The sequence below is a fragment of the Streptomyces varsoviensis genome (genome assembly GCF_000718635.1).
Taxonomy (GTDB): domain Bacteria; phylum Actinomycetota; class Actinomycetes; order Streptomycetales; family Streptomycetaceae; genus Streptomyces; species Streptomyces varsoviensis.
On sequence record NZ_JOBF01000014.1, the window covers coordinates 197,864 to 223,309 of the forward strand.

Here is a 25,446-nt window from a genome sequence, read left to right on the forward strand (position 1 = left end):
GTGATCGAGGCCGCGTGAGACGTGGCAGGGACGTGACCGAGGCCGCGTGAGACGTGACAGGGGCCGCGGCAAAGAGTCCGGCCCGGGCTATCCGGCCGGTGTCCCGCGCCGCGCCGTCGTCTCCGCGACGAGCGCGAACAACGCGAGCGGCACGGCGACCAGGCCCGCACCGGGCGACCAGGTCCACTCCACGAGGGCCGTTATGGCCGCGCCCGCCATGATGGCGAGGAGGCGGGCGCCCAGCCAGCGGTCGGCGGCGCGCAGCGAGCGGCTGCCGGCCCGGCCCGCGAGGGTGGTGAGGGTGCCGGTGATGTAGTTGGTCGGGGAGACGCAGACGCTGCCCTGTATCCCCATGGCCAGGGACACGGCCGCCAGGAGCACGAAGTGCGTCCAGCCGTGCTCGCCGAGCCCCGCCGCCCACACCACCGCCACGGCCGCCAGCAGGACGCTCTCCACGGTCAGGACGGTCCGCCAGCGGCCCCGCGACCGGGCGGTCAGCCATGCGCCGAAGGTCGCGCCGGCCGCGTAGCCGAGGAGGGTCGTCCCGGCGCGGAAGGCGACTTTGTCGCCCCCGGTGCCGAGGGACGCGCCGATGAGGATGAGGTTGCCCGTCATCACGCCGGCGAAGACCTTGCCGAGGCAGATGAAGGCGAACGCGTCCACCGCTCCGGACGCCGCGCTGAGGGACAGCAGCGCGCCGTCGGCGCGCAATCGGCCATGGCTCTGGTCGTCTGCTGTTACCCCTACAGAACTCGCTGATGTGGTTGCAGAACTCATTTGATCAACGTAGCCCCGTCCGCATTCCGGATATCGCCGCTATGGCGTATTACAGGAAGCCTTTACAGAGCCCGCCGGGGCTTTACATGGCTTTACAGGGCTTTGCTGAGCTTTACCGGGCCACTGCGGACCCGAGGTCATTCCTTGTCCTGTTTGGAGTGGTGGAGCCGGGATTTCACGTCCTCGGGCGGCAGGAACGAGGCCCAACGCTCCGGGAATTCGGCCGGCGGGGCCACGTCGTCGCCGGCCGGGCCCTCGTCCTCGTCGTCGCCGTCCCCCTCGGTGTCGTCGACCAGCCCGCGCGCGGCCCGCTCCACGGCGTGCGCCGCGGCGGCGGCCAGGGCGGCGGCGTCGCGGCTCCGTTCGGCCTCGGCGCGCGCGGCGGTCGTGGCGACGGACGGCCAGACGCGGTCTATGGCGGCGTTGACGGCGGCGCCGACGAGCACGGCGAACGCGGAGACGCCGATCCACAGCAGCACGGCGACGGGCGCGGCGAGCGAACCGTAGATGGTGGGGCCCTCGACGGTGTGCGTGAGGTAGATGCGGAGCAGGAAGCTGCCCAGCACCCAGATCGCCAGCGCCACGAGGGCGCCCGGAATGTCCTCCTGCCACGGCGAACGGACCGGTACGGACACGTGGTAGAGCGTCGTCAGGAAGACGATGGACAGCAGGATGACCACCGGCCAGTACAGGACGCGCACGAGGTCCGTGCTCCAGGGCACCAGCGAGACCATCGTGTCCGGGCCCACCACCATCAGCGGCAGCACCACCGCCCCTATCAGCAGGGCGACGATGTAGAGCAGGAAGGCGAGCAGCCGCGTCTTGACGATGCCGCGCCGGCCCTCCAGCCCGTACATGATGGTGATCGTGTCGACGAAGACATTGACGGCCCGGGAACCGGACCACAGGGCGATGGCGAAGCCCAGCGAGGCGACGTCGGGGCCGCCGCCCTTGACGACGTCGTCGAGCAGCGGCCGGGCGATCTCGTTGACGCCCTTTTCGGAGAGGACCGTCGCGGACGCCTTGAGGATGTTCTCCTGCACGCTGGCGATGATGTGCGAATCGGTCCATACGTCGAGGTAGCCGAGCAGGCCCAGGATGCCGAGCAGCAGGGGCGGCAGGGAGAGCAGGGTGAAGAAGGCCGCCTCGGCGGCGAGCCCGGTGACCCGGTGCTCCATGCAGGAGTTGACGGTGTCCTTCAGGAGCAGCCACGCCAACTTGCGTTTGGACACGTTGCGGTAGAGGGCCCGAGCCCTGTGGAGGAGCCCGACCGGCCGCTCCGGTGGTTCGTTCGCTGGCTGCACCTGCTCACCGTATCCGCCACCCCGGGGATGACCTGCACGGCAGTGGACAGTGGAGGGCGGCGCCGCGCCGACTCGGCACCACCCTCCGACCGCTCATCGCCACCCTCGGCCACAGGACCTGCCGCTCGCAACAGTTGCAATGCGTTGCAACCATTGGATAGCGGATCTTCGCGATGGCGGCGTGCGCGGCCCGCCACAGCGGCACCATGGCAGCGTGAACCGCAGACCAATTCCCCAAGGTTGCCTGCCGGCCGTCCGGGATGCCGTCCTGGGCGGCGGCCGGCCGCCGGCCGCGCCGCGCCCCGTGATCGGCGACTCCTGGCACCGGGTGCGCCGCAGCGGCCTGGACCCGGACACCGGGCGGCCGTCCCGGCCGCTGTCGGCGGAGGAGCTGGAACACCGCCGCCACGCCTCGCCGCTGGGCCAGTTGCTGCCGCAGCTCAGGAGCGGGCTGATGACCGTCGCCGACGCCGAGCGCCATCTGCTGGTCGTCACCGACCCCGAGGGCAGGGTGCTGTGGCGGTACGGCGACCGGGCGGTGCGCCGCAGAGCCGACCGCATCGAGTTCGGCCTCGGCGCCGCCTGGTCGGAGGACTCGGTCGGTACGAACGCGATCGGCACCGCCCTGGTGGAGCGGCGGCCGGTGCAGGTGCACTCCGCCGAGCACTTCGTCCGCACCCACCACGCGTGGACGTGTGCCGCGTCCCCGCTGCACGACCCGCGCGACGGCCGGCTGCTGGGCGTGGTGGACGTCAGCGGCCCGGCCGAGACGTTCTACCCGGCGACGCTGGCGCTGGTCACCGCGGTCGCCAAGGTCGCCGAGGGGGAGCTGCGGGCCCGGCACTGGGAGACCGTGGACCGGCTGCGGTCGATGGCCGCGCCCCTGCTGTGCCGGCTGGGCGGCCGGGCGATGGTCGTCGACCGCGACGGCTGGACCGCGGCGGTCGTCGGAATGGCCTCGGCGGGCCGGGTGGCGCTGCCCAAGTCCGTACAGGCGGGCCGGGTGTGGCTGCCGTCGCTCGGGATGTGCTCCCTGCAACCCCTGCCGGACGGCTGGCTCGTACGGGTCGAGGACAGCGAGGCGCAGGCGGACGAACGGGCCCGGACCGCGAGCCGGGTCGTGGTCGACCTGCGCCGGCCCCGGCCCTGGACCATCACCGTCTCGGGCGAGGCCGGCCGCTGGACCCAGGACCTGACCCCGCGCCACGCGGAGCTGCTGTACGCGCTGGCCCGGCACCGGGACGGGCGGACGGCCGCCGAGCTGGCGGTGGACCTCTTCGGCGACGCGACGCGCACGGTGACGGTACGGGCGGAGATGTCCCGGATGCGGCGCACCCTGGCGGGCGTGCTGACGCACCGTCCGTACCGCTTCGCGGAGAGCGTCGACGTGCGGCTGCGCTGCCCCTCCGACCCCGCGGACCTGCTGCCCGGCTCGACGGCCCCGCTGGTCCTGGGCGCGCGGCGGGGCCGGGGCACCGTGCCATGACGCGGCCGGGCCCCGGGCCCGGGCGCGTCGCGGGGGCGTGGTTGGCTGACGCCCATGAGCGATCGCACCACCGTGACCACCTGGTACCTGGAACAGACCTCGCCGGCCGACCTGGCCCCCGCCGACGGCGGAGAGGAGGTGCCGGGCCTGCGGATCGTACGGGCCGAGGTCCCCACCCCCGAGTACAGCCGCTTCCTCTACACGGCCGTGGGCCAGGACGTGACGTGGACGGACCGGCTCGGCTGGCCGTACGCGCGGTGGCGGGAATTCCTCGACCGGCCGGGCGTGGAGACGTGGGTGGCGTACGACCGGGGGACGCCGGCCGGTTTCATCGAACTCGACGCCGGGGGCGCGGACGCCCAGCGCGAAGCGGCGGTGGAGATCAGCTATTTCGGCCTGATCCCCGCCTTCCGCGGCCGTCGCATCGGCGGCCTGCTGTTGTCCTACGGCACGGCCCGCGCCTGGGACCTGGCCGACCGCTGGCCGGGACGCGCCGCGACGCAGCGCGTATGGGTCCACACCTGTAGCAAGGACGGCCCCCACGCCCTCGCCAACTACCAACGCCGCGGCTTCCGCCTCTTCAGAACAGAAACCGCCCAAGAACCCAAAACCCCCACCCCGGGCCCCTGGCCCGGCGCGTAACCCGCCCCCTTCAGGGGCGCGGGGAACTGCGCGCTCGGCCACGGAGCACCCGCACGTGACCACTCACAGCGGCACCCCAAAGGGGCGCGGGGAACTGCGCGCTCGGCCACAGCGCTCCCGCACGGGAGGAAACACGGATAGCCCCCCATAAGGGGCGCGGGGAACTGCGCGACAAGCCACGACGCACCCGCGGACAACCCGCCGGACACCGGCGAAGCGTCTCGCATCCCGGGACGCAAAAGTCCGCCATGCGGACAATGGTGGACTCGCCGCAGAAGCCCATGCCACGCTTCCGTCATGTCTCGCGCCGGAATTGCCTTGGTGAGTCGACTCCACGTCGACTTCGGCCGCATGTCCAGCGCCATCTGTCCGGCGGGCTGAGAGTCCCAGCACCGCCGACTTCCCCCGCCGTCCCGGCCGTTTCCCGCCGCCCCGCCGCTCGCCTCGGCGGCGGCGTGGACGAGCCGCACCGCACCCCTGATCCGCTTCCGCCGCCGTGGTCCCCCGCGCCCAGCCGGGCATGTCCGCGCGCCCGGAGCCCGCCGGGGTGCCCGCGGGCACGATCCGCTATGTCAGAGCCGCCCCGAAGGACACCGCCATGGCTGCCACCACGCCGGAACGCCCCGTCGCCGCCGCCCCGCCCCGCCGCAAGGCCGGCCGCCACCGCGGCGAGGGCCAGTGGGGCATGGGCCACCACACGCCGCTCAACGCCAACGAACAGTTCAAGAAGGACGACGACGGTCTCAATGTGCGGACACGTATTGAGACGATCTACTCCAAGGCCGGTTTCGACTCGATCGACCCCAGCGATCTGCGCGGCCGGATGCGCTGGTGGGGCCTCTACACCCAGCGCAAGCCCGGCATCGACGGCGGCAAGACCGCGGTCCTGGCGCCGGAGGAGCTGGACGACAAGCACTTCATGCTGCGGGTGCGCGTCGACGGCGGCCGGCTGACGGTCCGGCAGTTGCGGGCGATCGGCGAGGTCTCCGAGGAGTACGCGCGCGGCACCGCCGACATCACCGACCGGCAGAACATCCAGTTGCACTGGATCCGGATCGAGGACGTGCCCGCGATCTGGGAGAAGCTGGAGGCCGTGGGGCTGTCCACGACGGAGGCGTGCGGGGACTGCCCGCGCGTGATCATCGGTTCGCCGGTGGCCGGGGTCGCCGCGGACGAGATCATCGACGGCACGCCGGCGGTGGAGGAGATCCACGACCGCTACATCGGCAGCCCGGAGTTCTCCAACCTGCCGCGCAAGTTCAAGACGGCGGTCTCGGGCTCGCCCGTACAGGACGTGGTGCACGAGATCAACGATGTCGCGTTCGTCGGGGTCGTGCACCCGGAGCACGGGCCGGGGTTCGACCTGTGGGTGGGCGGCGGGCTGTCCACCAGCCCGCGGCTCGCCGAGCGGCTGGGCGCGTGGGTGCCGCTGGCGGAGGTCGCGGACGTATGGGCCGGGGTCGTCGGGATCTTCCGGGACTACGGCTACCGGCGGCTGCGCAACCGGGCGCGGCTGAAGTACCTGATGGCCGACTGGGGCCCGGCCCGCTTCCGGCAGGTGCTGGAGGAGGAGTACCTCGGGCGGAAGCTGGTCGACGGGCCCGCCCCCGACGAGCCGTCCTCCCGCTGGCGCGACCACGTGGGCGTGCACCGGCAGCGGGACGGCCGTTTCTACGTGGGGTTCGCGCCGCGCGTCGGCCGGGTCGACGGGGCCACCCTGACGAAGGTCGCCGAGCTGGCGGAGGCGCACGGCTCGGACCGGCTGCGTACCACCGTCGAGCAGAAGATGATCATCCTGGACGTGGCCGAGGACCGGGTCGACTCGCTGGTCGCGGGCCTGGAGGCGCTGGACTTCCAGGTCGCGCCGTCGCCGTTCCGGCGCGCCACGCTGGCCTGCACGGGCATCGAGTTCTGCAAGCTGGCCATCGTCGAGACGAAGGCGCGCGGCGCCCGGCTGATCGACGAGCTGGAGCGCCGGATGCCGGACTTCCAGGAGCCCGTGTCCATCAACATCAACGGCTGCCCCAACGCCTGCGCCCGTATCCAGACCGCGGACATCGGTCTCAAGGGGCAGCTCGTGCTGGACGAGCACGGCAACCAGGTCGAGGGCTATCAGGTGCACCTCGGCGGGGCGCTGGGGCTGGAGGCCGGGTTCGGCCGCAAGGTCCGCGGCCTGAAGGTCACCTCGGACGAGCTGCCCGACTACGTGGAGCGCGTGCTGACGCGTTTCGAGGCGCAGCGCGAGGCGGGCGAGCGGTTCGCGACCTGGGCGGCGCGCGCGTCGGAGGCGGATCTGTCATGAGCGAGCGCGCCGCACCGTTCCACTGCCCGTACTGCGGTGAGGAGGACCTGCGCCCGTCCGAGGAGGGGCACGGGGCCTGGGAGTGCCACGCCTGCAACCGCGCCTTCAAGCTCACCTACCGGGGGCTGCTGGCCAGGGGCTTCGCCCCCGGCGGCCCCGTCGAATCCCCCCAAGGAGGCAGCGCGTGACGACCACCGCGGATCTGCCGTACCTCGCCGAGGAGGCGGGCCGGAGGCTGGAGGACGCCCCGGCGCTCGACATCCTGCGCTGGGCCGCCGACACCTTCGGCCCCCGCTTCTGCGTCACCTCCTCCATGGAGGACGCGGTCGTCGCCCATCTCGCCTCGCGCGTCCTGCCGGGCGTGCCCGTCGTCTTCCTGGACACCGGCTACCACTTCCCGGAGACGATCGGCACCCGTGACGCGGTCGCCGCCGTCATGGACGTGGAGGTGATCACGCTGACGCCGCGCCAGTCGGTGGCGGAGCAGGACGCCCGGTACGGGCCGCGGCTGCACGACCGCGACCCGGACCTGTGCTGCGCGCTGCGCAAGGTGCGGCCGCTGGAGGCGGGGCTCGCCGGGTACGACGCGTGGGCCACCGGGCTGCGCCGCGACGAGTCCCCGACCCGGGCCGGTACGCCGGTCGTGGGCTGGGACGCCAGGCGGGGCAAGGTCAAGGTCTCGCCGATAGCGCGCTGGACCCAGGATGATGTGGACGCGTACGTGGCCGAGCACGGCGTGCTCACCAATCCGCTGCTGATGGACGGCTACGCCTCGGTGGGCTGCGCGCCCTGCACCCGGCGGGTACAGGCGGGCGAGGACGCGCGCGCCGGGCGCTGGGCCGGCCGCGGCAAGACCGAGTGCGGGCTGCACGGCTGACATGACGAGACCTGAGGAGCGAACGATGAGCCTGCGAGGCCAGGGGGCCACGATCTGGCTGACCGGGCTGCCGAGCGCCGGCAAGACGACGATCGCGTACGCGCTGGCGGAGCGGCTGCGCGCGGACGGGCACCGGGTGGAGGTGCTCGACGGCGACGAGATCCGCGAGTTCCTCTCCGCGGGGCTCGGCTTCTCCCGCGCGGACCGGGACACCAATGTGCGGCGGATCGGCTACGTGGCCGGGCTGCTCGCCGCGAACGGGGTGAAGGCGCTGGTCCCGGTCATCGCGCCGTACGCGGACTCCCGCGCGGCGGTCCGCGAGCGGCACCAGAAGGCCGGCACCCCGTATCTGGAGGTGCACGTCGCCACGCCCGTCGAGGTGTGCTCGGTACGGGACGTCAAGGGGCTTTACGCCAAACAGGCGGCCGGTGAGCTGACGGGGCTCACGGGGGTAGACGATCCCTATGAGGCACCGGCCGCTCCGGATCTGCGGATCGCGGCCCATGAGCAGGGTGTCCACGAGTCCGCGGCGGCGCTGCTGGCGCTGCTCAGTGAGAGGGGCCTGGCATGACGACGGTGGCAGCCATAGCCGAGAACACCGAGAACCCGTACGCCCTGTCGCACCTGGACGCGCTGGAGTCCGAGGCGGTGCACATCTTCCGCGAGGTGGCGGGCGAGTTCGAACGGCCGGTGATCCTCTTCTCCGGCGGCAAGGACTCGATCCTGATGCTGCACCTGGCGCTGAAGGCGTTCGCGCCCGCGCCGGTGCCGTTCGCCCTGCTGCACGTGGACACCGGGCACAACTTCCCCGAGGTCATCGACTACCGCGACCGCGTCGTCGCGGAGCACGGGCTGCGGCTGCACGTCGCCTCCGTCCAGGAGTTCATCGACGACGGGCGGCTGCGCGAGCGCCCCGACGGCACCCGCAACCCGCTGCAGACGGTGCCGCTGCTCGACGCCATCGAGAAGGGCCGCTTCGACGCGGTGTTCGGCGGCGGCCGGCGCGACGAGGAGAAGGCCCGCGCCAAGGAGCGGGTGTTCTCGCTGCGCGACGAGTTCGGCGGCTGGGACCCGCGCCGCCAGCGCCCGGAGCTGTGGCAGCTCTACAACGGCCGGCACTCCCCCGGCGAGCACGTCCGCGTCTTCCCGCTGTCCAACTGGACGGAGCTGGACGTGTGGCAGTACATCGGCCGGGAGTCCGTCGCGCTGCCCGCCATCTACTACGCGCACGAGCGGGAGGTCTTCGCCCGCGACGGCATGTGGCTGGCCCCCGGCGAGTGGGGCGGGCCCAAGGACGGCGAGCGCGTCGAGCGGCGCACGGTCCGCTACCGCACGGTCGGCGACATGTCCTGCACCGGCGCCGTGGACTCGGACGCCGCCACGATCGAGGCGGTCATCGCGGAGATCGCCGCGTCCCGGCTCACCGAGCGGGGCGCCACCCGGGCCGACGACAAGCTGTCCGAGGCCGCCATGGAGGACCGCAAGCGCGAGGGGTATTTCTAGCCATGACCACGACCTTCGGCACCTCCCTCGACCCCCTCGGTACGGGCGCGACGTCGCTGCTGCGGTTCGCGACGGCCGGTTCGGTGGACGACGGCAAGTCGACCCTGGTGGGGCGGCTGCTGCACGACTCCAAGTCGGTGCTCAGCGATCAGCTCGAAGCCGTCGAGCACGCCTCCCGCAGCCGCGGCCAGCAGGCGCCGGACCTGGCGCTGCTCACGGACGGGCTGCGCGCCGAGCGCGAGCAGGGCATCACCATCGATGTCGCGTACCGCTACTTCGCCACGCCCCGGCGGCGGTTCATCCTCGCCGACACCCCGGGGCATGTGCAGTACACCCGCAACATGGTCACCGGCGCGTCCACCGCCGAGCTGGCCGTGGTGCTGGTCGACGCCCGCAACGGCGTGGTCGAGCAGACCCGCCGGCACGCGGCGGTGGCCGCCCTGCTGCGGGTGCCGCACGTGGTCCTCGCCGTGAACAAGATGGACCTCGTGGCGTACGCGGAGCCGGTGTTCGCGGCGATCGCCGAGGAGTTCACGTCGTACGCGGCGTCGCTCGGCGTCCCGGAGATCACCACGATCCCGATCTCCGCGCTCGCCGGGGACAACGTGGTCACCCCGTCCGCGAACATGGACTGGTACGGCGGCCCGACCGTGCTGGAGCACCTGGAGACGGTGGCCGTGGTCGCCGACCCGTCCCGGGACGCCGCGCGCTTCCCCGTGCAGGTCGTGATCCGCCCGCAGACCGCCGAGCACCCCGACTACCGGGGCTACGCCGGGCAGATATCGTCCGGCGTGCTGCGCGTCGGGGACGCCGTGACGGTCCTGCCGTCGGGGCGTACGTCCACCATCACCGGCATCGACGCGCTGGGCCGGGGCGTGGACGTGGCCTGGGCGCCGCAGTCGGTGACCCTGCGCCTCGCCGACGACCTCGACGTCTCGCGCGGCGACCTCATCGCGCCGAGCGCGGGCGCGCCCGCCGTGACGCGGGACATCGAGGCGACGGTCTGCCATGTCGCGGACCGGCCGCTGGCGACGGGCGACCGGGTGCTGCTCAAGCACACCACCCGTACGGTCAAGGCGCTCGTCAAGGACATCCCCTCGCGGCTGACGCTCGACGACCTCTCCCAGCACCCCTCCCCCGGCTCGCTGGCCGCCAACGACATCGGCCGGGTCGTCCTGCGCACCGCCGAGCCGCTGGCGCTCGACGCGTACGCCGACTCCCGGCGCACGGGCTCCTTCCTCCTGATCGACCCCGCCGACGGCACGACGCTGACCGCGGGAATGGCGGGCGCGGCGTTCGCGGACGGCGGCCCCGCTGCGGACTCCGCCGCTGCGAACGCCGCCGACGCGGGCTGGGACTTCTGATGGCGGCGCGGGACTTCTTCTCGACCTTCGACAAGGAGGGCGGCCGCGTCGGCAGCGGCTCCCTCGGCAGCGGCCAGGGCGGGGTCGGGCGATGTGCGCGCTGACGACGCACTTCTCCCGCGTGTCTCCCGGTCCCGAAGCCCCGCCGAACCGCCGGGCGTGCCCCAGGGCGCGCTGTTCCCGGCCCTGTGAGAGGAACCCCTCCCCATGCCCGCGCCGCCCCCCTCCCGCCGCCGCTTCCTCGCGGCCGCCGCCCTTCCGCTGCTGATCGGCGCCCTCGGGGCCTGCGGATACGGCTCCCAGCGGCAGGAGTCCACCGGCAAGGTCCGCGCGGCGGGCGAGAAGACCGACGGCCTCGACAGGGTGAAGATCGGCTACTTCCCGAACCTCACGCACGCGACGGCCCTGGTCGGCGACCACGAGGGGATCATCCAGCGGGAACTGGGCGGCACGAAGGTCGAGTCGACGACGTTCAACGCGGGCCCCTCCGAGATCGAGGCGCTCAACGCGGGCTCCATCGACATCGGCTGGATCGGCCCGTCCCCGGCGATCAACGGCTACGTCAAGACGCACGGCACGGGGCTGCGGATCATCTCCGGCTCCGCGTCCGGCGGCGTGAAGCTGGTGGTGAACCCCGAGAAGATCACCTCCCTGGACGACGTCAAGGGCAAGAAGATCGCCACGCCGCAGAAGGGCAACACCCAGGACGTGGCGTTCCTCAACTGGATCGCCCAGCGCGGCTGGAAGGTCGACCCGCGCAGCGGCAAGGGCGACGTGTCGGTGGTCCGTACGGACAACAAGGTGACTCCGGACGCCTTCAAGTCCGGTTCCGTGGACGGCGCGTGGGTGCCCGAGCCGACCGCGTCGCGGCTGGTGGCCGACGGCGGCAAGGTGCTGCTGGACGAGTCCGCGCTGTGGCCGGACCGCAAGTTCGTGATCACCAATGTGATCGTGTCGCAGAAGTTCCTGGCCCGGCACCCGGACGCCGTCGAGGCCGTGCTGCGCGGCTCGGTGAAGACCAACGCCTGGATCAGGGCGAACCCCGCCAAGGCCCGGGCCTCGGCCAACGCGGCGCTGGGGGTCCTGGCGGGCAAGGGACTGCCGCCCGAGATCCTCGACCCGGCGTGGCAGAGCATCCGCGTCACCGACGACCCGCTGGCCTCGACCCTGGACGCCGAGGCGCGGCACGCCGTCAAGGCCGGGCTGCTCTCCGAGCCCGATCTGCGCGGCATCTACGATCTGCGGCTCCTCAACAAGGTGCTGCGGGCCGAGAACCGGCCGGCGGTCGACGCCGCGGGGCTCGGCGAGCGGTGACGCCCCGCTCCCCCTCCGTACCGCCCACCAGTTGACAGGAGGTGACCGGCGATGGCACCGGCACTGACCACCGAGAAGCCCCTGAGGGACGACCACGACGGCGCGACCGCCCCGGCCGCCGTACGGATCTCCCGCGTCCACAAGACCTTCGGCCGCCCCGGCACGGCCCAGCCCGTCCTCGACGACATCACCCTCGACGTCCGGCCGGGCGAGTTCGTGTGCCTCCTGGGCGCCTCCGGCTGCGGCAAGTCGACGCTGCTGAACCTGGTGGCGGGGCTGGACGCGCCGACGTCCGGCACCATCGAGGTGCCCGGCGGCCGGCCCGCGCTGATGTTCCAGGAGCACGCACTGTTCCCGTGGCTCACCGCGGGCCGCAACATCGAACTCGCCCTGCGGATGCGCGGGGTGCCGCGGGCCGGGCGGCGCGCGGAGGCGGAACGGCTGCTGGATCTCGTACGGCTCGGCGGCGCGTACGGCAAGCGGGTGCACGAGCTGTCGGGCGGGATGCGGCAGCGCGTCGCGCTGGCCCGCGCGCTCGCGCAGGACTCCAAGGTGCTGCTGATGGACGAGCCGTTCGCGGCGCTGGACGCGATCACCCGCGATGTGCTGCACGGCGAGCTGACGCGGGTGTGGGAGGGGACGGAGCTGTCGGTCCTCTTCGTCACGCACAACGTCCGCGAGGCCGTGCGGCTCGGCGAGCGCGTGGTGCTGCTGTCCTCGCGACCGGGCCGGGTCGCGCGCGAGTGGGCGGTGGACATACCGCAGCCGCGCCGCATCGAGGACGCCGCCGTGGCGGACCTGTCCGTCGAGATCACCGAAGAACTGCGTGGGGAGATCCGCCGTCATGGCCGGCACTGAGACGACCACCGCCGCCGCCGGGGAGAGGGGCGGGCCGGACGGCCGGGGCGACCTGGCGAGCGTCGAGGCCGGGCTGGACGCCCTCGACGCCGTGCAGGTCAAGCGGGTGCCGATCACGCACACCCTGCTCCACAAGGTGCTGCCGCCCGTCGTCGCCGTGCTGCTCGTCCTCGCGGTGTGGAAACTCCTCGTCCTCGCGGAGGTCACCGACGACTACAAGCTGCCCGACCCGTCGGCCGTCTGGCGGAGCCTGCGCGGCCTGTGGCTCCAGGGCACGCTCGGCGGCATCGTCTGGACGAGCGTCTCGCGCGGGCTGCTGGGGTTCCTCGCCGCGCTCGCCCTCGGCACGCCGCTGGGGCTGCTGGTGGCGCGCGTGAAGGTGGTGCGCTCCGCGCTCGGCCCGATCCTCTCCGGCCTCCAGTCGCTGCCGTCGGTGGCGTGGGTGCCGGCCGCCGTGATCTGGCTGGGCATCACCGATGCCGCGATGTACGCGGTGATCCTGCTGGGCGCGGTGCCCTCGATAGCCAACGGCCTGGTCTCCGGCATCGACCAGGTGCCGCCGCTGTATCTGCGCGCGGGCCGCACCATCGGCGCGACCGGGGTGCGCGGGGCGTGGCACGTGCTGCTGCCGGCCGCGCTGCCGGGCTATATCTCGGGGCTCAAGCAGGGCTGGGCGTTCTCCTGGCGGTCCCTGATGGCCGCCGAACTCATCGCCTCCTCGCCCGATCTCGGGCTGGGGCTGGGCCAGTACCTGGAGAACGCCCGTACCGACTCGGACATGCCGGGCGTGCTGCTCGGCATCGCGCTCATCCTCGTCGTCGGCATCGCCATCGACCTGATCATCTTCAGCCCGCTGGAGCGCCGGGTGCTGCGCAACCGCGGCCTGCTGGCGGGCGCCCGCTGATGGGCCTGCGAGAGGTGGCGGCCCCGGCCCCCGCGCTGCTCGTCGTCGCCCACGGCAGCCGCGACCCGCGGCACGCGGCGACGGTCGCCGCGCTCGCCGCCCGCGTCCGCGCGCTCCGCCCGGACCTGCGCGTCGAGGCCGGCTATCTGGACTTCTGCGCGCCGAGCGTGGCGCAGGCGCTGTCGCGGCTCGCCGCGGACGGGGTACGAGAGGTGGTCGCCCTGCCGCTGCTGCTGACCCGGGCGTTCCACGCGAAGTCCGACATCCCGGCCGTGCTGCACGCGGCGGCGGCCCGGCTGCCGGGGCTCGCGATCCGCCAGGCCGGGGTGCTGGGGCCGTCGCGGCTGCTGGCGCGCGCACTGGAACGGCGGCTGTACGAGGCCGGGGTACGGCCCGAGGACCGGGGCTCGACCGGGGTCGTGCTGGCCTCGGCGGGCTCCAGCGATCCGGAGGCGAACGCGGTGCTCGCCGAGTTCGCGCGGGAGTGGCAGCGCACCGGCTGGTGCGCCGTGCGGCCCGCGTTCGCCTCCGCCCGGCCGCCGCGGACCGAGGACGCGGTGCGGGAACTGCGCGCCGAAGGGGTCCGGCGCGTCGCCGTGGCCCCGTACGTCATCGCGCCCGGCCGGCTGCCGGACCGTATCGAGCGGGGCGCGCGGGAGGCGGGCGCGGACGTGCTCGCCGATGTGCTGGGGCCGGGCGAGGAGTTGGCGCGGCTGGTGGCACGCCGGTACGGGCAGGCCGTGGCCGCCGAGGGCGTCGCGGCGCTCAGCGCCTGACCGGGGACCGGTGCGCCCGGCCGCCAAGGGGACGCCAACGGCCCGTACAGAAGCTGTCTTTTCCTCCCAAGAGCCGTACGTGACGGCTGAGGCCATGCCTACACTGCGATGCACGTTGGCCACGGTCAGTACGGACCGAGGAGGTGCGATCGTGCCGATCAGAAGTGTGGAGACGGTGCTCGAACCGGCTCGCCTAGCCCAGCTCGCCGAAGCGGGCGCTCTGGACGACGGGTTACGGGAGCGGTTCGAGCGGGACGGATATGTGAAGCTGCCGGGCGTGGTGCGCGGGGCCCGGCTGGGCGCGCTGCGCTCGGAGACGCGGCGGCTGGAACGGCTCGCGCGGCGGCGGGACTTCACGGTGGCGCGCGCGGACGCGTCGCCGCGCCGCATGGCGACGGTCTGCGGGCAGATGATCGGCGCGCTCGCGCCGTGGGTCCCCCGGCTGTACGCGGACGCGGAGCTGACCGCGCTGATCCGCCGGATATCGGGGGTCGAGACCGCCGAGGCGCCGGACCTGCTGGAGCGCTATGTGCTCAATGTGCTGCACCGGCAGGGCGATACGCACGGCGCGCACCTCGACGGCCATCCGCTGACGTTCGTGCTGTGCGCCGACGCGCCCTCCTCGCCGCGCGACGGCGGGCTGCTGGAGTACGCGCCGGGCGAGCGTGGTCCGGCCGCGCTGGACGGCGCCGTGGCCCGGCGGGCGCACCACCGGCCGGGCGACGCGTATCTGCTGCGCGGCGACGCGGTCGTGCACCGCGTCACCCCGCTGCGCCGGGCGGGGCTGCGCCGGACGGTGCTGGCGCTCTCCTACGAGGCGCGGTCGCCCGTGCCGCGCGCGGCGCGCGTACCGGAGCAGGGCCGGGCGGGCCGCCCGGCGCCGCTCGGGAACTGACGGCCGGCCCCGGGGTTTACCCCTTCGGCCCCGTCGTCAGCCTTCGGGATAGAAGACGAAGAGCGTGCAGCCGGTGGTGGACTGCGGTATGTGCGAGGAACCGGCCGGGGCGTGGATGAAGCTGCCCGCGGGGTAGTCGCGGACGCCGTCGTTGAAGACGCCGGAGGCGACGTAGACCTCTTCGGGGCCCGGCTCGTGGACGTCGATCCCTTCCCAGCGGGCGCCGGGGTCGATCTCCACGACATGCGCCGAGGCGCCGTTCTCCCCCGTCCACAGGGTCCGCAGCCGGATACCGGGAAAGAGTTCCTTGGCCGGCACCTTCGCCGCCTCGGCCCATACGTATCCGTCCATGCCGTTCGCGACGCCGCCCATACCGCACTCCTTTTCGGTCAGTTGAAGGAAAGGATGCCATGGGCGGCGGACGCCGCCGAGAGCCGACCCAGGTGCCATCACCACCAGGAAAGGGCCCCGCACGGGGCCGCGTCGAGCGCTTTCCTCACGGGCCCTAGCATCGATATATGGCCGATTCACGGGCAGTTGTCGCCGTCGACGTCAGACCCTCCCCCATCGCGGCGTGGTTCCACCGCCTTCTGACGAGTCCGGTGATCGAGCTCGACGGACGCGCGCACGCGGCACGATGGGGCACCGCCACAATCCCGGTATCCCCTGGTGAGCACCGCCTCACCGTGTATTTCCGGTACCGGGGACAGAAGCGCGCGCGACTCGCCGCGGCGGAAAAGGACTTCGCCGTGGACGAGGCGTCGTCCGCCGTGGACATCGCCGTCAGGCTCGGTCCGCGCAACGGCAGCCGATTTCGGATCGGCGAGCCGGTGGCGCGCCGGTAGCCATCGACCGCCGTGCGTCGTGGGGGAAAGGCACGGCGGTCGATGGCGGTCCATGGCCCGGCGGGATGACTTGAAACCCTGTCGGATTGACACGCTCAATTCAACTTCCGTAGCCATGTGTGAGATACGCAACGTCCCTATGGAATTCCAAATCCCAACCAACGGCGGCAAATTGGACAGTGAATTGGCAACGGCTGCCAGGTTTTACCCGGCGGCATCATCGGGCCACCCGCCGCCCGGGGCGGCCGATTCGCGGCCGTGGCCGCTGTGCGGATTTCCGGGGGCATTCCGCCGGGGCGCCGCCGCATCGGACCCGGTGCGGCGGCACCGATAGCGGTGGAGGCGCGCCGATCGCGCTGGTTAGAGTCGCGGCATGAATACCAGCACCCGAACCTTCCGCATCACCGTCCGCGGCGCCTTCGCCGACCTCACCGACGATCAGCGCGCCGAACTCCTGGCGCGGGCCGAGGAGCACGACATGCTGCGAGCGGCCTTCACCCCCGAGGGGCACCTCAGCTACGACCTGGCCGCGCGCCCCGCGTTCACCTTCCGCTTCCTGGACTCGGGCGAGGAAGAGGAGGACATCCTGGAGGCGACCGAACGCGCCGAAGAGGCGGCGACGGCATGGCTGGCCGGGCGCGGCTACGGCCACACGCCTCTCAGGAGCAGCGCGGAAGATCTCTCCCAGGCGCCGCTGGGGAAGCGCCAGCGCCGCGAGGCGGCCCGGAAGAACCCCTGATCGCGGCCGACTCCACCGCCCCCCAGAACCTTCTGAACGGCCTCGGCCTCCACCCATATCCTTGACTGCTCAAGTTCCACGCAAGCTGTTGATACGCTGGGGGCTTGAGTGGTCAAGGTGGCGGTAGGCGACAGGAGGCGGCAAAGGGTGGCGTTGAGTGAGGCGCTGGACGTGTCGTTGCGGCTCGTACGGGCCCAACTGGCCCTCGCCAAACGGTTCGACAACAGCCTGTCCGGGCTGCACGGCGTGAGCCTGGCCGACTTCACGATGCTGCTGCGCCTGAGCCAGGCTCCCGGCGGCCGGATGCGCCGCGTGGACCTGGCCGAGACGCTGGGCCTGACCGCCTCCGGAGTCACCCGCGGCCTGGCCCCGCTGGAGCGGATCGGGCTGGTCACGCGGGAGGCGGACGCCCGTGATGGCCGCGTGGCCCATGCCGCGCTGACCGAGACCGGGCGCGAGCGGCTGGCCGACATGCTCGCCACCGCCGAGCGGGTCGCCGCCGATCTCTTCGCCGAACCCGCGTGGCGCAACGAGGACATCGGCCGCCTGTCCGCCCTGCTCACCCAGCTCGGCGGGGCCGGCCTCCGCTGACCCGGAGCCGCCCCCCGCACGCGGCGGATACGCGCGTACGGGGGTGGCCCGGCGAACCGTCAGCCCGGCAGTTCCGCCTCGATGAGGTCGGCGGCGCGCGGGGAGCCGCCCTCCGCCGCCAGCTCCGCCTTGAGCTCGGCGCAGCGGGCGGCGACCGCCGGGTCGTCCACGAGGGACAGCACGGCCTCGCGCAGCCGCTCGGCCGTGGCCTCCTCGTTGGGTACGTGCCGGGCGACGCCCAGCTCCTCCAGGACCGCCGCGTTGCCGAACTGGTCGACGGCCTGCGGCACGGCCACCATCGGCACCCCGGAGGCGAGCCCTTCGCGTGAGCCGCCCGCCCCGGCGTGCGTGATGAACGCGTCGGCCTGGGCGAGGACGGCGACCTGCGGCACCCAGTGGTGCACCTCGATGTTGGCGGGCATCGCGGCACCCTCGGGGACGAGATCCGCGGCGTCGACGTGCTTGCCGACCTGGAGCACGACGTGCCAGCCGGGCAGGTCCCCGAACGCCTTGACGCACTCGCGGTAGAAGTCCGGCAGGTCGGTGAACGTGGAGCCGAGGGAGATCAGCAGCACCTTGCCGTCGGGGCCGAGCCCGGCGGGCCGCTGCCAGTCGCCCTGGCTTCCGCCGTCGCCCTGGCAGGAGCCGACGAAGGTGGTGCGCCGGGTGTCGACCCGGTCGGCGTGGGGCTGGAGGGTGCGGGGGATGAGGGCGATGATCCGGTCCGGCCGCCCGATGAAGAGGTCGGGGTCGATGGTCATGCCGTGCTCGGTGAGCCAGTCGCGGAAGCGCCGGTCGTAGGCCGCGCCGCGCGGGGTCTCCTTCATGGCCCGGAACGGTTCGGAGACGGGGTCCTCGTCGTACCCCTCCCAGGCGACCAGGTTCGGGGAGAGCTGCACGATGGGGACGCCCCAGCGGTGGGCGAGCACCCGTGCCGGGTAGGCGGTGATGTCGTACAGGACCAGGTCGGGGCGGTCGCTCTCGTACGCGGCGGCGAGCTGCGGAAGCGCCTGGATCGCGTCGTTCAAGAAGATCTCGACGTGGTCGATCAGCTCGCTCCCCCACGCCCCGGGCCGCTCCTCCGTCGGCAGCGTCGACCGGTAGATGACGGGCTCCGCGCCCACGCTCGCGACCAGTTCGGCCATGGGCTCGGGGATGGCGTACGTGACGCGGTGGCCGCGGGCGACGAGCTCGCGGATGACGTCCAGGCTGGGCTGCACATGGCCGTGGGCGGCGATGCTGAACATGGCGATATGGGCGCGCTGTGGCGTAGGCATGATCGGCACGCTATGCGAGACGATACGTATCGTGCAACGTAGTTTCGCGCCCGTGCGCGCGTCAGCGCCCGCACGCACCCGGCCGAAGGCAAAGCCCCTTCACGATCACCACTCCGGCCGATCGGAACTCGTAACTGGATAGGCCATCCACTTCTGCTATCGTCCCGCCCAACCGGATGATCTATCCGATTGAGTGAGGGGAGAGGTGCATGACGAAGACAGCCGTGGTCACGGCCGGCACCGGCGGCATCGGCCTGGAGACGGCGCTGGGGCTGGCCGCCGCGGGGTTCGCCGTCACCGTGATCGGCCGCGACGCCGACCGGGGCGCCAGGGCGGTCGAGCGGATCAACGCGGAGAACCCCGCGCACCCCGGCCGGTTCCTCGCCGCCGACCTGGCCTCGCTCGACCAGGTCCGCGCCCTGGCCGGCACGCTCGCCGCCGAGCACGCGGCGTCGGGGGAACCGTTGACGGTGCTGGTCAACAACGTGGGGGCGATGTTCACCAAGCGTCAGGACATCGACGGCCTCGAAGGGTCGTTCGTGGTCAACCACCTCTCGCCCTACCTGCTGACCGAACTTCTGCTGCCCACCCTCACGGCCGGGGCCCCCAGCCGCGTCGTGAACGTGACCTCGGTCTCGGTCGCCGTCGCCAGGCGGGTGTTCGACGAGGTCGAACCGCCGGGCGGCTACTACGCCTTCCACTGGTACGGGCGCGCCAAGCTGGCCAACCTCGCCTACACGCTCGACCTGGCCAAGCGCTTGCAGGGGACGGGCGTGTCGGTCCTCGCAGCCGATCCCGGCGGCGCCGCGACCGACATGACCAACGGCACCATGACCAACCCGGATATCGTCTCCCCGGCGTTGCGGCTGGTGTGGCCGCTGGTGCGCCGCATGTTCGTACGCGCCACCTCCGCCACCGCGGCCACGGCCGCCCGGCCCTCGATCACCGCCGCCACCGACCCCGCGCTGGCCGGCCGGACCGGCCTCGTCATCGGCTCCTCGGCCACTCCCGTCACCCCGTCCCGCGCCGCGACCAACCCCCGCATCGTCGACGCCGTACGCCGGCTCAGCCAGACCCACGCACCCCTGACCACCACCCAGGCCAACACCCAGCACCCCGGATGAGCCCAGGCCCCCCACCGCAGGACGCCCGCCGCCCGACCGCGGCGGGCAGTCCCGCCCACCCCGAAGCCACCCGCCGGCCCGCGAACGCCCGCACATGATCACCGGACCGGCCCGCGAACCAAGACGAGCACCCTGGACCCCTCCCATGACGAGCGCACCGCTGCGCAAGGACGCCGCCCGCAACTGGGAACGGATCGTCGCGACCGCCCGCACCCTGGTCGACCAGGGCACCCCCCTCCAGCTCAACGACGTCGCACACCGCGCGGGCGTCGGGGTCGCCACCGTCTACCGGCACTTCCCCACCCCCGAGGCGCTGCTGGAGACCGTCGCCGCCCCCTGCCTCGAAGACCTCGCCGACCACGGCCGGCAGGCCCTGGCCGACCCCGACCCCTGGCGGGCACTGGAGGGCTTCCTCTCCCGCGTCCTCGAAGCGCAGCTCACCGAGGCCGCCCTGCCCCCGGTCGCCTCCGCCGCCGTGGACGCCCTGCCGCGGACCACGGAACTCAAAGCGTCACTCGCGACGGCCGGCACCGAACTCCTCGGCCGGGCCCACGCCGCCGGAGCCGTCCGACCGGACCTCGCCGACCGCGACCTGGTCCCGCTCATGTGCGGCATCGCCCACGCCGTGGCCGTCCACGGCGGCACCCCCGCCGACAGGATCGCAACCGGCCACCGCTACCTCGCCACCCTGCTCGAAGGCGTCCGCCCCGCACCGTCGACCGCGTGACGGCCAAAGCCGCGCCTTCCCGTCGCCGCCCGCGCCCGAGACGGCGGCCCCAGGCGCGGACATCCGCACCGGGTACGCCCGCCGCCGTCACCGCTGGTAGCGCGCCAGCACCAGGTTCCCGTCCCGCACCAGCCGACGGCGCAGTTCGCCCATGCCGATGGCGCCGCTGTAGTACTCCTGGAACGCGGGCGTGGCGATCTTGTCCTTCCACTCCGGGTAGCCGCGGACCGACCGGGCCGGGGCCGGGCGCAGGTCGTGGGCGAGGGCGGTGCCCGTGGCCCAGCCGTGCCGTGCGCCGCGCAGTTCGGGGGCGGCCAGGGCCGTGGCGCCCGTAGGGAGCATCCAGTCGCCCTTCGCGAGCCGCACCATGTTCGCCGGGCGCAGCAGGAAGTCGATGAACCGCGCGGCCTCCGCCTTGTGCGGGCTGTCCTGCGCCACGGACAGGGTCTGCGGGCTCACGCCCTGGCTCCGCTCGCCGCCGGGCCCGGCGGGCGCGGGCAGTACGGTCCAGTCGAAGCCCTCGGGGGCCTGCTGGACGATCTGCTGGCGGTAGGAGAAACCGAGCGGCACCATCGCGTACTTCCCGCCGAAGAAGCCCGGCAGGGTGTCGGCGCCGCCCATGGACAGCGTCGTACGGGCGGCCGAGCGGTCCCGTACCACCTGGTCGCGGATGACGCGCGGCACGTACTGGTCGGCGGCGTCGAAGCGGACGGCGGCCTTCCCGTCGGCGCCCCGGTGGAAGACCTGGCCGCCGGCGGACTGGGACAGATTGAGCGTCGCGGAGACCGGGTCCTTCAGCGGCCAGGCCACGCCGTACGTACCGCCGCGCGTCATCCGCCGCGCCGCCTCCTCGAACTCCGGCCAGCTCCAAGGGTGTTCGGCGTCGGGGACGCGTACGCCCGCCTCCTTGAGCAGCGTGCGGTTCGCCATGATCACGCGCGGTTCCTGGAGGAACGGCACGCCGTAGACGCCCTTCCCGAACGTCGCGGTCCGCCAACTGCGCGGCGGGATATCGGCCTTCAGCCGCTCGGGCAGCAGGCGGGTGAGGTCGGCGAGGTAGCCGCCGTACACGAAGTCGGCGAGGTCGTCGGAGGCGTCGTGGATGATGTCCGGCGCCTCGCCGCCCTCGAAGGAGGTGAGCAGTTGGTCGTGGACGCTCTCCCAGCTCCCCTGTACGTACGCGACGCGGATGTCGGGGTGGGCGGCGTTCCACTCCCGTACCAGCCGCTTGTTGATCTCCACGGACTCGTCCTGCCAGGCGAGCGACTGATAGCGCAGCGTGATCCGGCCGTCGTCGCGGTCCGTACCGGAGGCACAGCCGCCCAGGAGAAGGGCGAAGACGCAGGCGAGGGCCGTGAATACGGCGGGCAGGCGGCGCGTGCGCATCAGTTCTTCACCGCCCCGGCCAGCATTCCGCCGGTGATCCGCCGCTGGACGAAGGCGAAGAGGACGAGCGAGGGGAGGGTGGCGAGGAGCGCGGCGGCGGCCAGCGGGCCGAGGTCGGCCACCCCTTCCGCGCCGATGAAGTGGGTCAGCACGACGGGCATCGTCTGCTTGCCCGGGGACTTCAGCAGGACCAGCGCGAAGAAGAACTCGTTCCAGGAGGTGATGAACGCGAAGAGGACGGTGGCGACGATGCCGGGGGCGAGCAGCGGCGCGGTGACCGAGGTGAGGGTCCGCAGCCGCCCCGCGCCGTCCACGGCCGCCGCCTCCTCCAGTTCGCGCGGCACGGCCCGTACGTACCCGGTGAGCATCCACAGCGCGAACGGCAGCGCCCAGACGACGTAGACCATGACCAGCCCCGGCAGGGTGTCGACCAGGCGCAGGCCCTTGAGGACCAGGAACAGCGGGATGATCACGAGCACGATGGGGAACGCCTGGCTGACGACCACCCAGCCGCTCGCGGCCCGCGTCAGCCGGGTGCGGCGGCGGGCCAGGGCGTAGGCCATGGGGGTGGCGACGACCGTCGCGATCAGGGCGGCCGAGGCGGCGGCGGTGAGGCTGTTGAGGGCGGCGCGCAGCAGGGGCTGCTCGTCGAACGCCTGCCGGAAGTTGTCGAGGGTGGGGTGGTCGGGGAGCCAGCCGGGGTGCAGGGAGGCCAGTTCGCGGGCGGGCTTGAAGGCGGTGGAGAGCAGCCAGGCGAGGGGGAAGGCGAGGAAGACGAGGTAGCAGAGGAGGGCGACGTACTGGCCGGCGCGGGTGGCGGCGCGCCGTGCGGGGCGGCCCCGGCCCAGCGGGCTCATCGCTCGTCCCCGTTCAGCCGGCCCGCGAGGTAGCAGGCGAGGAGTACGGCGACGACGGCGACCATGACGCAGCCCATCGCGGCCGCGTAGCCGAACTGGCCGTAGCGGAAGGCTTCCTCGTAGGCGAAGAGCATGGGGAGGCGGGTGTGGCCGCCGGGGCCGCCGTTGGTCAGGACGTAGACGAGGGCGAAGGAGTTGAAGTTCCAGATGAAATTGAGCGCGCTGATGGCGAGGGCGACGGGCCTGATGGCCGGCCAGGTCACGGCGGCGAACCGGCGCCAGGCCCCGGCCCCGTCCATGGCGGCGGCCTCGTGCAGCTCGCCGGGCACGTTCTGGAGCCCGGCGAGGAGCGCCACCGTCGTCTGCGGCATGCCCGCCCAGATGCCGACGAGGACGACGGCGGGCAGCGCGGTGGACAGCCCGCCCAGCCAGTCGACGCCGGTGCCGAGCGTCTCGTTGAGGATGCCCGCGTCCGGGTGGTAGACGAGCCGCCACATGATGCCGACGACGATCTCCGGCATCGCCCAGGGAACGATCGCCAGGGCCCGGGCCGGCCAGCGCAGCCGCAGGTTCTGGCCGAGGAGGAGGGCGAGACCGAGGGCGAGCGCGAACTGGGGGACGGTGACGCCGACCGCCCACACCAGGCCGACCCGGAACGACTCCCAGAAGAGGGTGTCGTGCAGCAGGTCGCGGAAGTTGAGGAGGCCGATCCAGCGGGTGGGCGCCGTACGGCCGGACTGGGCGTCGGTGAAGGCGAGCGCGATGCCGTAGAGCAGCGGGCCGACGCTGAGCACGAGGATCGGGATCAGCGCGGGCAGCACCAGGAACCAGCCCCCGGCGGCGCGCGGCCCGGTCGCGGGCTCGGCCGGCCGCCGCCCGGGCGCTGTCGCGAGGCTCACGTCAGGGGGCTCCTTGGTGTCGGCTCGGCGACGACGGCTCGTACGGGCGCGGCGCCCGGTCCGGGGCCCACGTCATCGTGCTGAGGGCGGGTACCGCAGTCAAGGGTGTGAGCCGGTGTGGCGGGGCGGTCGAGGCCGGTCACGGTGGTTTCCGACCACCCGCCACGCGTCCTCGCAGCCGGCGAGGGGACAATTGACGTGATCGACTCAATGGCCAACGGAGGGTACGGCGTGGCGGACGCGGCGGCGGCAGCGGAGAGAGCGGGCTCGGCGGACTCGCCGTTCACCGAACAGCGGGCGCGCGGGCTGCTCGCGGCGGCGGGGCTGCCCGGCCTCGCCGCGGACGCGGAACTGGTCGCGCTGGGCGAGAACGCGGTCTTCAGCGGGCAGGGCCTGGTGGCCAAGGTGGGGCGCGACCCCGAGCTGCTGCCGCGCGCCACGCGCGAGCTGCGGGTGGCGCACTGGCTCGCCGAGCGCGGCATCCCGGCCGTACGGGCCGCGGAGCCCGAGGTCCGTACGGCCGAGGGCCGCCCCGTCACCGTCTGGCACCGGCTCCCCGAGCCCGTACGCCCCGCCGCCCCCGCCGACCTCGCCGGCCTGCTGCGGCTGGTCCACGCGCTGCCGGCGCCGGGTCCGGAGGCGGGCGGCGAGCTGCCGCGGCGCGAACTGCTCGGCGGCGTCGAGCGGTGGCTCCGGCTGGCCGGCGACGCGATCGACCCGGCCGACGCGGCGTATCTGCGCGAGCGCCGCGACGGCTTCGCCGCCGCTGCCGCCGCCCTGACCCCGCACCTCACGCCGGGCCCCATCCACGGCGACGCGCTGCCGCGCAACGTCCACGTCGGCCCCGACGGGCCGGTCCTGGTCGACCTGGAGACCTTCTCCGCCGACCTGCGCGAACACGACCTGGTGGTGATGGCGCTCAGCCGCGACCGCTACGGCCTCGACCCCGCCGCCTACGACGACTTCGTCGCGGTCTACGGCTGGGACGTGCGCGAATGGGACGGCTGCGCCGTCCTCCGCGGCGCCCGCGAGACCGCGAGCTGCGCCTGGGTCTCCCAGCACGCCCCCGGCAACCCCGCCGCCCTCGCCGAATTCCGCCGCCGCGTGGCCTCCCTCCGCGACGACGACCCCACGGTGCGCTGGCGTCCCTTCTGACGAGCGCCCCTTTTGACGAGCGCCCCTTCTGACGAGCGCTCCTTCTGAGCAGCGCAGGATGGCCCGGCACCGCAGGGTGGCCGGGCTTCTTGCCGAAACGGCATGGATGGGTGCCGTATTCGGGCGCGTCGGCTATGACTGGCCCCTCACGAAATCGAGGGGAACGACTCTGATGGAGCACGTAGACGCCGCGGCGTTCTGGGACACGAGGTACGCGGAACAGCCGGCGGCCAGCGATCCGCGGCCGAATGTCCGTCTTGTCGAGATGGTTTCCGAGCTGTCTCCGGGGGACGCGCTGGATCTCGGGTGCGGGGGCGGGGGCGACGCGTTGTGGCTGGCGGAGCGGGGCTGGCGGGTGACGGCCCTCGACGTCTCGGCCGTGGCGACGGCCCGCCTCACCGAACTGGCCCGCGCCCGCGGCCTGGGCGACCGGATCACCGCCGAGCAGCACGACGCGCGCGCCTCGCTGCCCGACCCGCGGGTCGACCTGGTCAACGCCCACTACTTCCACACCCCGTACGCGATGGACCGGACGGCCATCCTGCGTGCCGCCGCCGAACTGCTGCGGCCGGGCGGCCTGCTGCTGGTGGTCGATCACGGGTCGACGGCGCCGTGGTCGTGGAACCAGGACCCGGACACCCACTACCCGGCCCCCGCGGAGGTCGTGGCGCCGATGCGGCTCGCCCCCGAGCGGTGGACGGTCGTACGGGGGGACTCACCGCGCCGCATCGCGACCCGCCCGGACGGGAGCACCGCCGAGGTCGTCGACCACGTCCTCCTCGTCCGGCGGGATGCCTGACGCCCCGCCGCGCCCGCCTTCAGCACCGCCCGCCATCAGCACCGC

General features: G+C 73.2%; 27 protein-coding genes. 20 read left to right on the forward strand and 7 right to left on the reverse strand.

The window, feature by feature from the left end:
- Positions 1-87 precede the first annotated feature (87 nt).
- Together IF55_RS21420 and IF55_RS21425 are read right to left on the reverse strand one after the other, a co-directional pair.
- Positions 88-777, reverse strand: coding sequence for a DUF1275 family protein (locus IF55_RS21420; RefSeq protein ID WP_078644888.1), 690 nt, complete (start codon positions 775-777; stop codon positions 88-90).
- A 137-nt stretch (positions 778-914) separates the two neighbouring features.
- The gene (locus tag IF55_RS21425) at positions 915-2,081 is read right to left on the reverse strand and encodes a YihY/virulence factor BrkB family protein (protein ID WP_030887887.1); all 1,167 of its coding nucleotides are present in this window, start codon (positions 2,079-2,081) and stop codon (positions 915-917) included.
- A 214-nt stretch (positions 2,082-2,295) separates the two neighbouring features.
- Between IF55_RS21425 and IF55_RS21430 the strand changes: the two genes are divergently transcribed.
- The 13 genes from IF55_RS21430 (at position 2,296) to IF55_RS21495 (ending at position 15,002) form a co-directional block, all read left to right on the forward strand.
- Positions 2,296-3,567 (forward strand): GAF domain-containing protein, encoded by a 1,272-nt coding sequence (locus tag IF55_RS21430; protein WP_048832298.1) that lies wholly within the window; start codon positions 2,296-2,298, stop codon positions 3,565-3,567.
- Positions 3,568-3,621: 54 nt separating this feature from the next.
- Entirely contained in the window at positions 3,622-4,209 is a 588-nt protein-coding gene (locus IF55_RS21435) for a GNAT family N-acetyltransferase (protein WP_030887882.1), read from the forward strand.
- A 598-nt stretch (positions 4,210-4,807) separates the two neighbouring features.
- Positions 4,808-6,511: a nitrite/sulfite reductase gene (locus IF55_RS21440; protein WP_030887879.1), complete on the forward strand. Its 1,704-nt coding sequence runs from the start codon at positions 4,808-4,810 to the stop codon at positions 6,509-6,511.
- Entirely contained in the window at positions 6,508-6,699 is a 192-nt protein-coding gene (locus IF55_RS21445; RefSeq protein ID WP_030887866.1) for a hypothetical protein, read from the forward strand. Before IF55_RS21440 ends, IF55_RS21445 begins: the two co-directional genes overlap by 4 nt.
- Positions 6,696-7,388, forward strand: coding sequence for a phosphoadenylyl-sulfate reductase (locus IF55_RS21450; RefSeq protein WP_030887862.1), 693 nt, complete (start codon positions 6,696-6,698; stop codon positions 7,386-7,388). Before IF55_RS21445 ends, IF55_RS21450 begins: the two co-directional genes overlap by 4 nt.
- A 25-nt stretch (positions 7,389-7,413) precedes the next feature.
- Positions 7,414-7,959, forward strand: a complete 546-nt coding sequence (gene cysC, locus IF55_RS21455; RefSeq protein ID WP_030887860.1) for an adenylyl-sulfate kinase — start codon at positions 7,414-7,416, stop codon at positions 7,957-7,959.
- Positions 7,956-8,891 carry a sulfate adenylyltransferase subunit CysD gene (gene cysD / locus IF55_RS21460; RefSeq protein ID WP_030887858.1) on the forward strand — a complete coding sequence of 312 codons (936 nt, stop codon included), beginning with the start codon at positions 7,956-7,958 and terminating at the stop codon, positions 8,889-8,891. The genes cysC and cysD overlap by 4 nt, the downstream gene beginning before the upstream one ends.
- 2 nt (positions 8,892-8,893) lie before the next feature.
- Complete coding sequence (locus tag IF55_RS21465; protein ID WP_030887855.1) at positions 8,894-10,255, forward strand: sulfate adenylyltransferase subunit 1; 1,362 nt, start codon at positions 8,894-8,896, stop codon at positions 10,253-10,255.
- A gap of 207 nt (positions 10,256-10,462) precedes the next feature.
- On the forward strand, positions 10,463-11,569 hold the full coding sequence (locus IF55_RS21475) for an aliphatic sulfonate ABC transporter substrate-binding protein (RefSeq protein WP_030887850.1): 1,107 nt from the start codon (positions 10,463-10,465) through the stop codon (positions 11,567-11,569).
- A 51-nt stretch (positions 11,570-11,620) separates the two neighbouring features.
- Positions 11,621-12,427 carry an ABC transporter ATP-binding protein gene (locus IF55_RS21480; RefSeq protein ID WP_030887848.1) on the forward strand — a complete coding sequence of 269 codons (807 nt, stop codon included), beginning with the start codon at positions 11,621-11,623 and terminating at the stop codon, positions 12,425-12,427.
- Positions 12,414-13,331 carry an ABC transporter permease gene (locus tag IF55_RS21485; protein ID WP_030887845.1) on the forward strand — a complete coding sequence of 306 codons (918 nt, stop codon included), beginning with the start codon at positions 12,414-12,416 and terminating at the stop codon, positions 13,329-13,331. Before IF55_RS21480 ends, IF55_RS21485 begins: the two co-directional genes overlap by 14 nt.
- Positions 13,331-14,107 carry a sirohydrochlorin chelatase gene (locus tag IF55_RS21490; RefSeq protein ID WP_030887842.1) on the forward strand — a complete coding sequence of 259 codons (777 nt, stop codon included), beginning with the start codon at positions 13,331-13,333 and terminating at the stop codon, positions 14,105-14,107. The genes IF55_RS21485 and IF55_RS21490 overlap by 1 nt, the downstream gene beginning before the upstream one ends.
- A gap of 151 nt (positions 14,108-14,258) precedes the next feature.
- The gene (locus tag IF55_RS21495) at positions 14,259-15,002 is read left to right on the forward strand and encodes a HalD/BesD family halogenase (RefSeq protein WP_157854498.1); all 744 of its coding nucleotides are present in this window, start codon (positions 14,259-14,261) and stop codon (positions 15,000-15,002) included.
- Positions 15,003-15,038: 36 nt separating this feature from the next.
- On the opposite strand, the gene IF55_RS21500 is transcribed toward IF55_RS21495, so the two are convergent.
- On the reverse strand, positions 15,039-15,374 hold the full coding sequence (locus IF55_RS21500) for a cupin domain-containing protein (protein ID WP_245661287.1): 336 nt from the start codon (positions 15,372-15,374) through the stop codon (positions 15,039-15,041).
- Between the two features lie 146 nt (positions 15,375-15,520).
- Between IF55_RS21500 and IF55_RS21505 the strand changes: the two genes are divergently transcribed.
- The 3 genes from IF55_RS21505 to IF55_RS21515 all read left to right on the forward strand — a co-directional run bounded on the left by IF55_RS21505 (position 15,521) and on the right by IF55_RS21515 (position 17,177).
- Positions 15,521-15,847 (forward strand): hypothetical protein, encoded by a 327-nt coding sequence (locus IF55_RS21505; RefSeq protein ID WP_157854496.1) that lies wholly within the window; start codon positions 15,521-15,523, stop codon positions 15,845-15,847.
- Between the two features lie 373 nt (positions 15,848-16,220).
- Complete coding sequence (locus tag IF55_RS21510; protein ID WP_030887834.1) at positions 16,221-16,586, forward strand: DUF6204 family protein; 366 nt, start codon at positions 16,221-16,223, stop codon at positions 16,584-16,586.
- Between the two features lie 147 nt (positions 16,587-16,733).
- Positions 16,734-17,177 carry a MarR family winged helix-turn-helix transcriptional regulator gene (locus tag IF55_RS21515; RefSeq protein ID WP_030887831.1) on the forward strand — a complete coding sequence of 148 codons (444 nt, stop codon included), beginning with the start codon at positions 16,734-16,736 and terminating at the stop codon, positions 17,175-17,177.
- A gap of 59 nt (positions 17,178-17,236) precedes the next feature.
- Here IF55_RS21515 and IF55_RS21520 read toward each other — a convergent pair whose 3' ends face one another.
- A complete protein-coding gene (locus IF55_RS21520) occupies positions 17,237-18,454 on the reverse strand; it encodes a macrolide family glycosyltransferase (protein ID WP_030887828.1) in 1,218 nt (405 codons plus the stop codon).
- A 209-nt stretch (positions 18,455-18,663) separates the two neighbouring features.
- Between IF55_RS21520 and IF55_RS21525 the strand changes: the two genes are divergently transcribed.
- Together IF55_RS21525 and IF55_RS21530 are read left to right on the forward strand one after the other, a co-directional pair.
- Complete coding sequence (locus tag IF55_RS21525) at positions 18,664-19,578, forward strand: SDR family NAD(P)-dependent oxidoreductase (protein WP_030887825.1); 915 nt, start codon at positions 18,664-18,666, stop codon at positions 19,576-19,578.
- A 145-nt stretch (positions 19,579-19,723) separates the two neighbouring features.
- Positions 19,724-20,305 carry a TetR/AcrR family transcriptional regulator gene (locus IF55_RS21530; RefSeq protein ID WP_030887822.1) on the forward strand — a complete coding sequence of 194 codons (582 nt, stop codon included), beginning with the start codon at positions 19,724-19,726 and terminating at the stop codon, positions 20,303-20,305.
- 87 nt (positions 20,306-20,392) lie between these two features.
- On the opposite strand, the gene IF55_RS21535 is transcribed toward IF55_RS21530, so the two are convergent.
- From IF55_RS21535 to IF55_RS21545, 3 genes are read right to left on the reverse strand one after another with little or no spacing between them, the layout of a single operon-like run.
- Positions 20,393-21,691, reverse strand: coding sequence for an ABC transporter substrate-binding protein (locus IF55_RS21535; protein WP_030887820.1), 1,299 nt, complete (start codon positions 21,689-21,691; stop codon positions 20,393-20,395).
- Complete coding sequence (locus IF55_RS21540) at positions 21,691-22,548, reverse strand: carbohydrate ABC transporter permease (protein WP_030887816.1); 858 nt, start codon at positions 22,546-22,548, stop codon at positions 21,691-21,693. The genes IF55_RS21535 and IF55_RS21540 overlap by 1 nt, the downstream gene beginning before the upstream one ends.
- Entirely contained in the window at positions 22,545-23,447 is a 903-nt protein-coding gene (locus IF55_RS21545) for a carbohydrate ABC transporter permease (protein ID WP_030887813.1), read from the reverse strand. Before IF55_RS21545 ends, IF55_RS21540 begins: the two co-directional genes overlap by 4 nt.
- A gap of 198 nt (positions 23,448-23,645) precedes the next feature.
- On the opposite strand from IF55_RS21545, the gene IF55_RS21550 reads away from it, so the two are divergent.
- A complete protein-coding gene (locus IF55_RS21550) occupies positions 23,646-24,602 on the forward strand; it encodes a phosphotransferase enzyme family protein (RefSeq protein ID WP_398243851.1) in 957 nt (318 codons plus the stop codon).
- Positions 24,603-24,774: 172 nt separating this feature from the next.
- Positions 24,775-25,401, forward strand: coding sequence for an SAM-dependent methyltransferase (locus IF55_RS21555; RefSeq protein ID WP_030887808.1), 627 nt, complete (start codon positions 24,775-24,777; stop codon positions 25,399-25,401).
- Positions 25,402-25,446 lie beyond the last annotated feature (45 nt).